Origin of the sequence: Kurthia massiliensis (assembly GCF_000285555.1) — a bacterium.
Taxonomy (GTDB): domain Bacteria; phylum Bacillota; class Bacilli; order Bacillales_A; family Planococcaceae; genus Kurthia; species Kurthia massiliensis.
The window spans coordinates 92,531-106,826 of record NZ_HE610998.1; the positions used below are offsets into that span (position 1 = coordinate 92,531).

A 14,296-nucleotide genomic window follows, 5' to 3' on the forward strand; every position below is an offset into this window, starting at 1 on the left:
ACAGCACTACTTCATGTAGTGCTGCCTACGATTAACGTGCTAATTTCGTCTGCATCGTATAGTAGAAGCTATTCGTTTGCATCAATTCATGATGGGTCCCATGCTCTTTCACTTCCCCTTGTTGCAGTACGAAAATTTGGTCTGCTTGTTCAATCGTTTTTAAACGGTGCGCAATGACAAAGCTCGTGCGACCGTTCATTAAATTTTGCAACCCTTTTTGAATATGCACTTCGGTACGTGTATCGACGTTTGAAGTTGCTTCATCTAAAATTAAAATATCAGGATCTTCTAAAATCGCACGCGCAATCGCCAGCAATTGTCGTTGCCCTTGACTTAAGTTTGTCCCACCTGACGTAATTTGTGTATCATATTGCGCCGGCAAATGACGAATAAATTGATGCGCATACGCAATTTCTGCTGCACGCTCGACTTCCTCATCCGTCGCATCTAAACGACCGAATCGGATATTATCCCGAATCGTACCACTAAATAAATACGTATCTTGCAATACGACGCCGATATGGTCACGTAAATTAGACAGTTCATAGTCTTGAATATTTGTGCCATCAATCGTAATCGTCCCTGCTTTTGGATCATAGAAGCGCGACAATAAATTAATAATCGTCGTTTTTCCTGAACCGGTCGGACCGACGAATGCAATCATATCGCCAGACTTCGCCGTAAATGAAATGTCTTTTAAAATCGGTCTATTCGCTTCGTATTCAAAATGAACATGATCGAACGTCACATCACCATGCAGTTTTTCGACACGTTTTTTCGACGGATCTTCTAATTGCTCTTCGTCTTCATCAATGACCTCAAATACGCGCTCCGCACCAGCGATCGCTGATTGGAACGTATTCAGTAAGTTCGATAACTGATTGATTGGTTGGAAAAATTGGCGTGTGTACGTCACGAATGCTGCGATGACACCGACCGTCGTATAGCCTTTTACAGCGAGAATCGCACCGACACCGATCACAAGGCCAAGGCCGACGTTATTCATCGCATTGTTAATCGGTCCCATAAAGCCTGAAACCGTTTCAGCGCGCACGGCCGCATGACGCAGCTGTTCATTTTTTTCTTTAAATGCCGCAATGTGCTCGTACTCTTTGCCAAATAATGTCACGACTTCTGACGCACTTAGTGACTCTTCAATATAACCGTTGACGCCGCCAAGCGCTTTTTGACGCGCACGATAGTTGACGCTTGAACGTTTAATTATTTGTTTTGATAAAAAGACGATTAACGGAATGACCGTTAACACGACAAGTGCTAAACGCCAATCAAGCCAAAAAATCGCCACCGTCGTTCCAACAATCGTTAAAACAGCCGTTAAAATTTGCGTCACACTTTGCGTTAATGCCATATTAAGTGTATCCACGTCATTCGTCACGCGGCTCATTAAATCCCCTTGCTGACGACCGTCAAAGAAACGAAGCGGCAACACTTGAATTTTTTTAAAGAGCTTGCGACGCAGACGTTTAATCGTTTTTTGCGCCACATGAATCATGACGACAGTTTGAATGTACGTCACGATAAAGAGTGCGATATACGTAGCACCGAGGACGAGCGACATTTTCACCGTACCTTCAATGTCGAGCTTCATAATGTAATGGTCAATGATATAGCCGATTAACCATGGCCCTGCAATTTTTAGCATCGTCGCGACGAATACAGTAATCGACGCAATCATAATCCCGATACGTTGCTTTTGCATATATTGCCATAGACGTTTCACTGTCGAGCGTTGGTTTTTCGGCTTTTCAAAATTCATATTCCCAATACGCGGGCCTCGTTCAAGTCCAGTTCTACTCATGAATGACGCCTCCTTGCTGTTGTTGCGTCGCCGCAATTTCTTGATATACTTCATTGTTTGCCAGCAACTCTGCGTGCGTTCCGTAACCGACCATATGCCCGTCTTCTAACACTAAAATATGATCTGCATGTTGAATAGAGGCAATTTTAGAGGCGATAATAACTTTTGTCGCTTCGGCAAAATCACGCGCAATACTCATTTGAATTTGACGCTCAGATACCGCATCTACCGCAGACGTCGTATCGTCTAAAATTAAAATCGACGGCTGACGAATAAACGCACGTGCCATCGCTAAACGTTGACGCTGACCGCCGGATAAATTGCGTCCGCCTTGGTCAATATGATGGTCTAATTGATCGTCAAAACGTTCGACAAATTCAAGCGCCGCAGATGAAGCAAGCGCCTCATTCATTTGTGTAGACGATGCGTCCGCGCGCCCAAACTGCAATTGCTCCGCGACTGTCCCTGAAAATAAAATCGCTTGTTGCGGTGCGAAACCAATCGCCTCACGCAGCGTTTGTAAATCGTATTGTGCGACAGGTTTACCATCGATTAAAACGCGTCCTTTTTGGGCATCATATAGACGTGGAATGAGCCGTGCTAACGATGACTTCCCACTCCCTGTCATACCGATGACACCGAGCGTTTCACCTGCTTTTATGTGGAATGAAATATCTTTTAACACGTATTCATGTTTGTTGTAATAATAAAATGATACGTCCTCAAACGTAATATCGCCACGAATCGGTGTTGTAACCGCTTCTGTAGGTGTTTGAATCGTTGTCGTCGTATTTAACACGCGTTTCACACGCTTCGCACTCGGTACAGCACGCGCGATTTGAATTAAGACGTTACTTGCCGACATAATACCGTTCATAATAATGGTTAAGTAATTAATAAATGCTAAAATAACACCGACTTCAAGTGCGCCTTGCTCCACTTTAATCACGCCGAGCCAAAGGGCTGCCATCATACCGATATTAATAACGAACATGCTCAGCGGTGATAACGTACCGACAACTTTTTCGGCACGAATCGAGCGATCAGCCAATTTGTCATTAATCGCTGTAAAATGTTCAATTTGATGTTTACTACGATTGAATGCTTTAACGACACGTACACCCGCTAAATTTTCTTGCATAAACGTATTTACGCGGTCCATTTGTTTTTGGACACGTCCGAACACTTTGCCTGACAACGTCGTAAATAAAATAATAAGTACCATTAAAATCGGTACGATAATAAGTAATAATGAAAATAATTCACGTGCTGTAAAGAACACGATAATGACGGCCCCAACAAACAGTAATGGCCCACGAACGAATACTTTTAACGTCATCATAACGGCACGTTGCAACGTTTCTACGTCGCCAGTTACGTTCGTAATGAGCGTACCGACACCGATATCGTGTTTATTTTTCGATGAAAAAAACATCGTCGCTGTAAAGACAGCTTCACGTAAATCTGTCGCAAAGTTGACGGCAGCGCGTGATGCAAAAATCGAACAGCCGACGCCGCCAATCAGCCCACCGATTGCAGCTAAAATCATAAAAACAAACATTTTAATAACGTACGCGGTATTGCCTTCTGCGATACCGTTATCAATAATATGCTGCATAATTGTCGGTTGAATTAAATCCATCGTTACTTCAAACACCATAAATACTGGCGCAAGAATCGCGACAGCTTTATACGGTGCTAAATAACGAAATATAAATCCCATAACATCCTTCCTTTCTACTTTTTACTATACTATACAAATTCCATTTTTCGTAAGACCGCCTTGAGAATCATTTCCAACTAATTATGAAGCCATACGCTCACACATAAAAAAGCTACGCCGAAGCGCAGCTTTTTCGTTACCAATCTAACGTTTCTAAAAACGCATAAATATCTGTTTGTAATTGTTGCACATCCTGACTAACCGTCATTAAATGGCCAGCATGTGGATACATTTTCGTCGCTTTATTCGCTGAATGAAGTGCTTCTGCAAGATGTTCTGCACTCGATTTATAAAGCGGACGATCTTCCCCGCCATATAGTAACCGACTCGGCATTTTCACTTGTGGGGCTTTTGCGTGCACATCTTGAATCAGTGTCACTAATTCTGCAAGCAATGGCTCCGCTTGTTGTTGCCAGTCACGTTGTTGCGCCACGATTTCTTCATCTGAAGCGCCCAGTAATTTGTATGTACGTTCGACGTAGTGCGCAAAACGAAGCGCCAAAAATTGCGCCGCTTCTTCATTCGGTACAGACATCGTCACGATACCGAGTACGTCTTGTTCTTCCGCTAATTTAAGCGTAAACAGGCCCCCTAGTGATAACCCAATGACAGCGATTTTCGTATAGCCCATCGCTTGTAAATGATGGAAAGCCGATTTTGCATCTTCCCACCAGTCACGCACCGTATATTGTAAAAATACTTCCGGTGTCTCGCCATGACCACGATACAATGGCGCATAGCACGTATACCCTTGCTTATGTAAAAATTTTGCGAGGCGCTTCATATCACTCGTCGTACTCGTAAATGAATGCAGTAATAAAACAGCGCGCTCGTCCCCTTCGTAAAAGAACAGTTTCGGTGTAATTAATTTAATCATGTTGCTCCCCTATCTCTCACCTTTTAAAAGATTGTATCGAAAAAAGACCGCGTTGACTACAAAAAAAATAAGCGGAATCGCACGAGGCGACGTCGCTTATTTCGTTAAAGATAGTCCTTCTGCTGTAGATACGGGTAATATTTGTTGTTTTTGTTTAGATTGAATGTATTCCATCGTTTGCTGTAGCAATAACGGCGTTGAATCATAGCGTTCTTTCGCATCATCATCGACAATCGTACGGTCAACATCTGGATAAATATCGTGCCACATAATAATGAGCCATGCACGGTCTTCAATCGCACCGTCCACCCATTTTTTAATATGGTCAAACGTTGTCGTATTCGTTACCGCAACCGATTGTAACCAATGGGCATCGTATTGCTGTACATCATTATAATCATGATTTAATACACGTACACCGTCAAAATAGTCTTTCGCAATGCCACGCACACGGTCATCGTATGCAGAAAATGGAATAGCAAGCGTTGTCGATTCAATATCAATAGCCGCAAGCGCTTCTTTACTTTGTTCGAATTCAGCGCGAATGTCATCATCTGATAAGGACGGTAAAAAGACATGATGTTGCGTATGTGACGCAATTTCCATACCGAGTTGATCTGCTGTCCATACAGCGCTCGGTCTCATATACGTATCATTCGGTTCATCATACAAATACTGTCCGATAATATTGTACGTCCCTGGAAATTCGTAATATTGGTGAAGCGGTAAAGAATAATCCATCCAATTCGCATAGCCATCATCGTATGAAAACGTCACGAGTGCTTGCCCTTGATAATCATCTCGATCAACGGCTGGAATGTTTGCTGACGTTTCATCAATTGGTTGTTGTAACGTCACCGTTGTCGTTTGTCGTTCATTAACGACTGATGTTCCATCAACTGTTTTCACGTCCGGCGTAATCGATAATGTGTAAGTCCAAAAGTTAATGAACGGTTTCACCGGTTGAATCGCAAGTGTATGACCATCGACTGTTGTATTTATTGCCACCTCTCTTCCAGAGGAATCTGTCAGTTGAATCGTCTCTCCATTTACCGTTGCGCGATCAATCGACGCATCAACTTCGTAGTAAAACGTATGTTGTTCATCATCAATCATTGTTTCTTCGGCCGCATTGGCTTGCCACGACGGTCTCGTCATAAGTATAAACATGACGACACAGCCTAGTAAGTACGTATAGCGCATCATTTATTCCCCTTTATATATACGATACTATTTACATACCCGAAGCGATCATTTTTTTATCAATTTTATTTTATATAGAACCATATATCTTATGATTTTATCTTTAATCATTTAAATATAGTTTTTAATATTCGAGTCTAAAGATATAAAAAAGCATATAACAAATTGTTATATGCTCATTATTGATCGTATAAGCTACGCCATGAATCTAAAAAATGAATACCGACTGGCATATTTGTTTTCGCATGTACTGTTTCAACTTGCTTTTCGAAATTAGCTACTGTTGAATTGGCAAAGCTAACTTGTGGCTCTGTTTCCGATGGATGCGTTTCAACGGCAATCGTTAGCGTCTTCCCTTTTTTCTTCGCGTAATTACGTTCGTGTGCTGTAATGTCGATAATGTCCTGCGCTTTTTGGCGATAGGCCATAATGGCAACTTCATCTGTTACACGGATGACAAAATCAGATACTTTGCCTTGCCCGTAGCGATTTTCATATAATTCTTCATCGTACCAAAACGGAATGTCTGCCTCTAATCGCATATTGTAGCTGTTTGTCATTTTTCGATATTCTTTCAACACTTCAAAATAATTTTCTAAAATCGGCTGTTTTTTCGTGCTGTAGCTTTTTAACGTATACGGTTCGACATCTAAATGCACGCCTGTAAATAACTGCGTTTGTTGTTGCGCTTGCTCAATCCACGCCATCGTCGCGCGTGCTTGTTTACGATTCGTCGCCCATGTACTTTCGCCCGCTAATGCATAAATGTCGATTCCCTTTTTATTAGCAGCACGAATAAATGGCGCATAGTCCTCGATCGATAGTTCCGTTTCAATTTGGATATACACTTTTTTCACATGCTGTTTTTTCAAATCTGACAAAATAGACGTATCTAAAGCATACGCATTCCAAATCCACGTTGACTTCGGAATGTCTTTCATTTTTTTCATCGCTTTCCCCTCATTCGGTTCATTTACTGCCGTATCTGTATTCGCTGGCTGCTCATTAGCTGCGTCACACCCAAACATCGTGAGCGCGAGCATGCCGCACATCAGTTTTTTACGTATCATTTTTAAATGTCCCTCCTTTGTCGTAGCATTTCGTCATTACTTTACAGCGAAATTTGATGTTACCGCTAAATATTTTTATTGTAGCGGAAAAATATTCATTATACATAGTTTTTATGACAATATTTCAAAACAAAAACTTTATACGGATAAATCGAAAAAAATACCTGTGTAAAAAGTCTCATTTTATTCATTTTATGTTTTTAAATTACTGTAATTCCTTTATATTACAATAGTAAACAAATACTACACAAAGGTGGACAAAAACATGAAACACGTACGCAAAAATAGTGTCATTGCAATGACTGCAGCACTAAGCCTGAGCTTAATTGCACCAACTGTTGCTGATGCAAAAACGACGACAGCAAATGTAGATTTGCGCATTATGGAAACGACAGACGTTCATACGAATTTAATGAACTATGACTACTACAAAAATGCCGCTTCTGATAGCGTCGGTCTTGTGAAAACAGCAACGCTCGTACATGAAGCCCGCAAAGAAAACAAAAACAATATTTTAGTAGACAACGGGGATACGATTCAAGGTACACCACTTGGTACATTTAAAGCGAAAGTGCAACGCGTGAAAAAAGGGGAAGTTCATCCGTCAATTGCGGCGATGAACGCAATGCGTTATGATGTCGCAACATATGGTAACCACGAATTCAACTACGGTCTTGGCTATTTAAAAGAAGTGTATAACGATGCAAACTTCAAACGTGTTAATGCAAACGTTTACGTCGATGACCACGATCAAAATGATAAAAACGATAAACATAAATTTACACCATATACAATTATGAAGAAAAAAGTGAAAGATGCGAAAGGCAAATCACATACGATTAAAGTCGGTTATATCGGTTTTGTCGCACCACAAATTATGAACTGGGACGCTGCAAACTTAACAGGCAAAGTGAAAACGAAAGATATCGTTGAAACAGCGAAAAAATACGTGCCTGAAATGAAGAAAAAAGGTGCGGATGTTGTCATCGCAATGGCACACTCTGGCTTCAACAGCGATGTTACAAATAATGAAGACGTTATTTATGCATTAACAAAAGTGAAAGATATCGATGCTGTAACGTTCTCACATACCCACCAAGTGTTCCCAACGAAAGATGTTGCTTCATTAAGCAGCTCATTTAAAGACAAAGATGGCAACTTACTACCTGGCATCAACCTTGAAAAAGGGACAATTAACGGCGTTGCAGCAGTACAAGCTGGTTACGGTGGCGCGCAACTTGGCGTCATCGACTTAAGTTTAAAACAAACGAAAACGAACAAGTGGAAAGTCGTATCTGCTACATCACATACACGAGATGCGAAAGACAAACGCGCCGCGAAAACAGTGACAGCTGCTGTGAAAAAAGCGCATGAAGGGACTATCGAATACGTCAACACACCAATCGGTACGACAACAGATGCGATTCATAGCTTCTTCGCAGTCGTGAAAGATGATCCATCGATTCAAGTCGTGACGAATGCACAAAAATGGTACGTTGAAAAAGTCGTTGCGAACGATGAGACATTAAACAAATTACCAATTTTATCAGCAGGTGCACCGTTTAAAGCGGGCCGTAACGGTGCTGAAGAATTTACGGAAATTTTACAAGGTGGCTTAACAATTCGTAGCGCTGCCGACCTTTACTTATACGATAATACGTTAAAAGCCGTACAAGTAAGCGGTGCGACGGTGAAAGAATGGTTAGAGCGTTCAGCAGGTCAATTCAACCAAATTGATCCAACGAAAACAGAAGAACAAGCGCTTATCAATCCAGATTTCCGTCCATACAACTACGATGTGATCGATGGCGTGACATACGAAATTGATGTCACTCAACCGTCTAAATATGACGTAGATGGCATGTTAATCAACCCATCCGCAAACCGTGTGAAAAACTTAATGTATAACGGTCAACCAATTGATGAAACACAACAATTTATCGTCGTGACAAACAACTACCGTGCAACAGGTGGCGGTAATTTCCCTGGCCTGAAAAATAGCCCAGTCGTTGTCGATAGTCAAGATGAAAACCGCCAAGTATTAATGGACTACATTACAGAACAAAAAGAAATCGTCCCAACAGCAGATAACAACTGGTCACTTGCGAAAATCGACGGTAAACCGAAAGTTACATTTACATCTTCTCCAAAAGGTGAACATTATTTAACAACTGATAGCCCATATCAATATACAGGTAAAAAAGATGAGCGCGGCTTCGGTATTTTCACAATCGATTTATCAAAATAATACACACAAAAAAGCTTCGTTGCCAAGGCAGCGAAGCTTTTTCATTTACCCAATTTTGTCGATAATTAAAAAGAAGACGAGCATATAAACGAGTGTCACACCGTAAATAATATATTGTTTCAATTGTCGACGATAACGATATTCGAAAAACATGCGTGAGCCGACGAAGAAAATTAAAAATCCATAAATCGACCACGGACGCGTATTTTGAATGATGAACATTTCAATCATTAAGACGATTAAAAATACGATATATAACATGCGCTCTAACTGCTTTTGCCAAATGTTCACATGTACGTATTTCCCCGCTGGTTGTCGCGGAATATTATATTTTTTCGTCACAAATTTTGTGATGACAACCATGATGAGCACTGCTAATATAAAAAACAAAATCCAAGCCATTAAATCCATCTGTCCCATTGTGCTCCTTTACATTTATCTATATACTAAAAATATTTACAACAACTTTATAAGGGGGGCGTTTCTTTGATCATACCATCGAAACTACAACAAGGTGACGAAATTCGCGTCATCGCACCGAGCACGAGCGCAGCCATTTTAGGGGAACATGGCATCGCACAAGCAAAAGCGCGATTAGAAGAACTCGGTTTTATCGTCACCTTTGGCAAACACATCTACGAGTCTGACCTCCATGATACTTCATCTGTTGAGCATCGTGTTGAAGATATCCATGAGGCCTTTCAAGATCCGAAGGTCAAAGCAATTTTAACCGTAATTGGTGGCTACAATAGCAATGAGCTACTACCTCATTTAGACTATCATCTGATCAAACAAAACCCAAAAATTGTGTGTGGCTATAGTGATATTACCGCACTTACAACAGCGATTACAACTAAAACCGGTTTGATCACATATGTAGGTCCACATTTCTCGACGTTCCAAATTCAAAAAGGTCGAAACTATCATGAGCAAAATTTTCTGAAATGTCTGACTTCTGAACAATATATTGTGAAACCGTCTTCTTATTGGAGTGATGACGAATGGTTTATCGACCAAGAAACACGTCGCTTCGAACAAACGAAATGGAAAGTCTTTACTGCAGGAGAAGCATGTGGTCAAGTGTTTGGTGGCAACTTATGTACGCTAAACTTATTACAAGGCACACCTTTCATGCCTACTGGTTTTGATGGAAAAGTGTTGTTCGTAGAAGATGATGCTTCAACATCTCCAAAAGAATTCACGCGTAATCTCGTATCCTTACTTCAAAGCGTTCACGAAGTAAAAGCGCTCATCATTGGCCGCTTCCAACGCGAGGCCCAAATGTCCGAAGAATCACTTCTTTATATTCTTAATAAAATACCGCTTCTTCAAACAATTCCGGTCATGTACGACGTCGATTTCGGTCATACGCAATCAATGTTTACATTGCCGATTGGTGGTACGGTCAAAGTATGTACCGATGAACCGTCAATTCAATTTTGGCGTTTTTAGTCGTACCTACCCTGTTTTGTGGACGACTGAAATCTTTCTCGACTATAATATATAGTAGAAAGAGGAGGTCCTTATGAACTTTTTATTCACCATTCTGATTTTATGGATTACATCCTATATTTTAGAAATTGCTGTGCGTAAACAATTCCGTGTACCAAAAACGGTTTTATCCATTGCGCCTGTCAACAACGTACATAGAATCGGTAAGAACATTTTACTCGTAGCACTCATCATTTTAGTGATCGTCAGCTTCACGACGAGCTACCACGTATTATGGTTATTTTTAGCCGTTATTTTTATTCAGTACATTTTCGACATTATTATGCAATTCAAATATATTCGCCAAGCACGCGAGCACGTTGTCAATATTTTTTTCCTCGTTTTCTACGGCTTAGCAGCGATCGTCATTTTGTACTTTAATCCAGCAATCTTATCGTTCTAACGCAAAAAAGCGTCCGACATTTTATGTCAGGACGCTTTTTTTAATACATGTTATTTTTTACGACGACCAAACAGAAGTGCAGCTGCACCTGCTAGTAAAGCACCTAAGCCAATACCTACAGTCGTTGCCGTATGTTCACCTGTTTGTGGTAATCCTACGTTTGTTGATGTTTCTGTTGTTGGTGTTGTATTTTCTACTGCTGTCATTGTTGACGTTGTTGCTGGTGTCGCCACAGTCGCCGGTACTGTTTTCGGTGTCCATACAACCGTTTCTGTTTTTTCTGTCACCGTCGTGTTATCTGCAGTTGTTGCTGGTGTTTTTTCAATCGTTGTGACAGCTTCCTCTGTTTCTACTGCTGGTGTTTCAGGTGACGAATCTACTACCGGTTGATGTTCTTGCGGTGTTTCTACAGGTTTGTCTACTTCTGGATGAACCGGTACTTCTTCCGTCGGCTGTTCTGATGTTTCTGGATCTGGTGTTACTTCTGGGTCTAGCTCTGGGTCCGGTGTCACTTCTTCTGTTGGTTGTTCAGATATTGGGTTTTTACCTTGAAAATCCCAACGGTGTGTTTCTCCTGCACCTAAAAATTTATCAACGATAATGAAACCATCAATATTTGAATTCCCTGATAACGTTGCATCTGTCGCTAAAATCGTTCCTTGCCATTCGCGATTTAAATGGATTAAGCCACCAAAGCTTTCAAAGTTCCATAAAATCGTTGAGTCTGTAAAGTTTTCTGTTTCTTGGTTCGTACGTGTTGAACCGTCTGCATATTTTAAAACGATTTTTTTCTGAACATCTAATTTTTGTTGTTCGGTGCCAGATTTTACGTTCACAATAACAGGCACACCTTCAGGGATTCCCGCAATAATTAAGTCTCCAGATTGGTCTGTTAAATCTTTCGCATCTAAATTTAATACAATTTTGCCATCTTGTTGTTCATATGTTGATAAATCTAATGTGTAGTCAAAACCTTGACGTGATAAGACAGCAGCTTCTGTTTTACCATTTGAAAGACTTTGAGATACTGCACATAACTGTGAAAATTCTTTTTCAAAATCGATATATGTTGTGCCATCTTGATCTTGTGCAATTTGTTTGAAGTGATCCATTTTTTGACCATCCAACACATATGCACTATCATGGTCAGTCGTTGTAACAGCAATATCTTTACCGACAACTAATAATGTATCTCGTTCTGCGACACCTGATGAACTTTGAATTTTCACGTTTGGTGCGACAGATTGAATATATGAAATGTCACCGATTTTATTTTTATAATCATTGTCTGATTTAATATTCGTACCGAAATTCGCATTGCCACCTGTTAATATTTTTGTCGCTACGTTCCCATCTGTATGCGTTTTTAAATTTGCTTCATTGGCGAAAATATGGAAATTTTGCGCAATACCTAACATGTTTTCGTCTGGATCTGTGTGTACTTTTTGTTTAATATCTTCTTTCACATCACCACTTGCGACAACTGGTGTCTGCACTTTATTCGTTGCTTGTGTTGCTTCTTTTTTAGGTGTTTCTGCCTCTACTTGCACACGTTCTACTTGTTGAGGTGCCTCCGTTTTCGTCGTTTCTGTCGGTGCAACAGTTGTTTTTTCAACCGCTTCCTCAACCGGTTTTGTTGTTTCTGTTTGTACTTCTGCTTCAACTGCAGCTGGTGCTGCTGTTTTTTCTGTTGGCACATCTGTTTTTTCAGGCACGGTGTCCGTTGTTGGTACTTGTACTTTTGTAGATTCGGTTACTTCAGCTGGTGCTTCTGTTTCCGTTTGTACTTCTGTTGTTTCAGTAGTATGAGGTGTCTCTGTTTATAAAGACGCTGTTGTTTGTTGTTCGTTTACTTGCGGTGCTTCAATTTCTTCCGCAAAAGCATTCATATTCATATTCGCTGTCATTGCTGTTAAAACGATTGCCGCTACTGATGCGCGATAAAGTGGTTTTTTCATTTTCTTCATATCCTTTTCAATTGTTTTTATCTATATCATGTCTCGAAAGTATTTATAAGTTAGTACTTACTATTCTAGACAAAAAACAACTTATGTCATTATAAAAATAGGTATATTTGATAAATGAATCGTTATTCTAAAAAATAATTAAAAATTATATAGATATAAAACATTTATTAATTATACTAAATTTTACAAATAAGTGCGCTTTAAGCTAATTTTTTTCTTTATTTAAAATACATAAAAAAAGCGACGCCCCGAAGAGCGTTGCTTTTTTTAACAAACATGTTGCTGTAAAGCATACCATGTTGTCTCATATAAAGCGTGGAATTCAATCGCCCGTTCCATTTCAGGTGGCGTTAAAATTGGTTCCCAGCCTGTTTTCACATCATACTTCAACATATCATGGCCAAAACTATCTTGTAATTTCATCGTTTGTAACGTACGGTTTTTCATCATAGGCAATTCCATGATATGTGCAATCGCACCTTTCCGATCTGGTGCAATGACAGACAAATAACTACGTTTTAACGCTTCGTAACGCGCAGTGGCATAAACACCATCGTGAAAATCTTGCGTTGCAATATTCGTAATCGCTTGATGGTATGCTTCTTCACTCATTTCTGCTTCTGTGCGTGTAATAATTTGTGCTGTGTATAACTCAAACATTTGTTGTTTGCTCATTGCACTCACTCCGTTCTTCAATGAATCATTAAGTGTTTTTCATTTATTATGTTTCTATATACTTTTCGTTCGATGATCATTCAATGTTATTATTTTTTCCACTTTTTCACACTTGAATAAATCATATCAAGTAACGAATGAAGGGTTGTTGCAAGTACATTTCCTATAAAGAAAATGCTAAATTTATCCCATAAGCTGCTAAGTTCTTGCTGAAGTGTTGTATATTTCGCTTCAATAAAAAACGGATAACCATACATGAGGGCGTGCGCGCTGTTTAAAATAAATAAAATGAGCACGACACCGCCAAAATCAAGATGTAACCCTTTTTTGCGATATTTCTTCGGTAGTTTATTTTTCGTTGCATTGACATATAAGACAACTGCGATTGTTAATAATAAATACGCAGCGTTCATGTAATGCATATCTTCCAATACATATTTAGAAACGACGTATGGAGATAAGAAAAAGACGAAGTACATCATACCGATCCAAATGTATCGCACAACATCACTTAAAAGTGGAAAATGACTCCACAGTGAGCGATGTGATAACAATTTATGATAAGGATGCCAAATGAAACGTAGCGCACCCCAGCGATAATATAAGTTACTGCGCAAATCAAGATCGGGGCCTAAATAAAATGTCCCAATCATAAAACCTAAAACAAAATAAAGGATGCTGATATCGTTAATCAGATTATAAAAAAATAAAACCAGCACCAAGATCGTAATGAATATACTATTGACGCGGTCGTGGGTCTTTCCTGAAGCCACAGCCAACACACTTTCTACTATTGTTAGATTTATACCTATTATAACGC

At 39.9% G+C, this 14,296-nt stretch carries 13 protein-coding genes; 3 read left to right on the top strand and 10 right to left on the bottom strand.

Annotated elements, in window-relative coordinates; all coding sequences use genetic code 11:
* Positions 1–31: 31 nt before the first annotated feature.
* The 5 genes from KMHG_RS08070 to KMHG_RS08090 all read right to left on the bottom strand — a co-directional run bounded on the left by KMHG_RS08070 (position 32) and on the right by KMHG_RS08090 (position 6,692).
* Complete coding sequence (locus tag KMHG_RS08070; RefSeq protein ID WP_010288559.1) at positions 32–1,819, bottom strand: ABC transporter ATP-binding protein; 1,788 nt, start codon at positions 1,817–1,819, stop codon at positions 32–34.
* The gene (locus KMHG_RS08075) at positions 1,812–3,542 is read right to left on the bottom strand and encodes an ABC transporter ATP-binding protein (RefSeq protein WP_010288560.1); all 1,731 of its coding nucleotides are present in this window, start codon (positions 3,540–3,542) and stop codon (positions 1,812–1,814) included. Before KMHG_RS08075 ends, KMHG_RS08070 begins: the two co-directional genes overlap by 8 nt.
* A 136-nt stretch (positions 3,543–3,678) precedes the next feature.
* Entirely contained in the window at positions 3,679–4,419 is a 741-nt protein-coding gene (locus tag KMHG_RS08080) for an alpha/beta hydrolase (protein ID WP_010288561.1), read from the bottom strand.
* Positions 4,420–4,515: 96 nt separating this feature from the next.
* The gene (locus tag KMHG_RS08085; RefSeq protein WP_084761429.1) at positions 4,516–5,625 is read right to left on the bottom strand and encodes a polysaccharide deacetylase family protein; all 1,110 of its coding nucleotides are present in this window, start codon (positions 5,623–5,625) and stop codon (positions 4,516–4,518) included.
* A gap of 176 nt (positions 5,626–5,801) precedes the next feature.
* Positions 5,802–6,692: a hypothetical protein gene (locus KMHG_RS08090; protein WP_010288564.1), complete on the bottom strand. Its 891-nt coding sequence runs from the start codon at positions 6,690–6,692 to the stop codon at positions 5,802–5,804.
* 265 nt (positions 6,693–6,957) lie between these two features.
* Between KMHG_RS08090 and KMHG_RS08095 the strand changes: the two genes are divergently transcribed.
* Positions 6,958–8,940: a bifunctional 2',3'-cyclic-nucleotide 2'-phosphodiesterase/3'-nucleotidase gene (locus KMHG_RS08095; RefSeq protein ID WP_010288566.1), complete on the top strand. Its 1,983-nt coding sequence runs from the start codon at positions 6,958–6,960 to the stop codon at positions 8,938–8,940.
* A 45-nt stretch (positions 8,941–8,985) separates the two neighbouring features.
* Here KMHG_RS08095 and KMHG_RS08100 read toward each other — a convergent pair whose 3' ends face one another.
* Positions 8,986–9,351: a DUF4181 domain-containing protein gene (locus tag KMHG_RS08100; protein WP_010288567.1), complete on the bottom strand. Its 366-nt coding sequence runs from the start codon at positions 9,349–9,351 to the stop codon at positions 8,986–8,988.
* A gap of 75 nt (positions 9,352–9,426) precedes the next feature.
* Between KMHG_RS08100 and KMHG_RS08105 the strand changes: the two genes are divergently transcribed.
* Both KMHG_RS08105 and KMHG_RS08110 read left to right on the top strand, forming a co-directional pair.
* Complete coding sequence (locus KMHG_RS08105; RefSeq protein WP_010288568.1) at positions 9,427–10,392, top strand: S66 family peptidase; 966 nt, start codon at positions 9,427–9,429, stop codon at positions 10,390–10,392.
* A gap of 73 nt (positions 10,393–10,465) precedes the next feature.
* Entirely contained in the window at positions 10,466–10,834 is a 369-nt protein-coding gene (locus KMHG_RS08110; protein WP_010288569.1) for a DUF4181 domain-containing protein, read from the top strand.
* 50 nt (positions 10,835–10,884) lie between these two features.
* Here KMHG_RS08110 and KMHG_RS08115 read toward each other — a convergent pair whose 3' ends face one another.
* The 4 genes from KMHG_RS08115 to KMHG_RS08130 all read right to left on the bottom strand — a co-directional run bounded on the left by KMHG_RS08115 (position 10,885) and on the right by KMHG_RS08130 (position 14,258).
* Positions 10,885–12,531, bottom strand: coding sequence for a collagen-binding domain-containing protein (locus KMHG_RS08115; RefSeq protein ID WP_147608134.1), 1,647 nt, complete (start codon positions 12,529–12,531; stop codon positions 10,885–10,887).
* A gap of 123 nt (positions 12,532–12,654) precedes the next feature.
* Positions 12,655–12,792 carry a hypothetical protein gene (locus KMHG_RS19065; RefSeq protein ID WP_154647365.1) on the bottom strand — a complete coding sequence of 46 codons (138 nt, stop codon included), beginning with the start codon at positions 12,790–12,792 and terminating at the stop codon, positions 12,655–12,657.
* A gap of 276 nt (positions 12,793–13,068) precedes the next feature.
* A complete protein-coding gene (locus KMHG_RS08125; RefSeq protein WP_010288571.1) occupies positions 13,069–13,476 on the bottom strand; it encodes a hypothetical protein in 408 nt (135 codons plus the stop codon).
* A gap of 89 nt (positions 13,477–13,565) precedes the next feature.
* Positions 13,566–14,258 carry a metal-binding protein gene (locus KMHG_RS08130; RefSeq protein ID WP_315969400.1) on the bottom strand — a complete coding sequence of 231 codons (693 nt, stop codon included), beginning with the start codon at positions 14,256–14,258 and terminating at the stop codon, positions 13,566–13,568.
* Positions 14,259–14,296 lie beyond the last annotated feature (38 nt).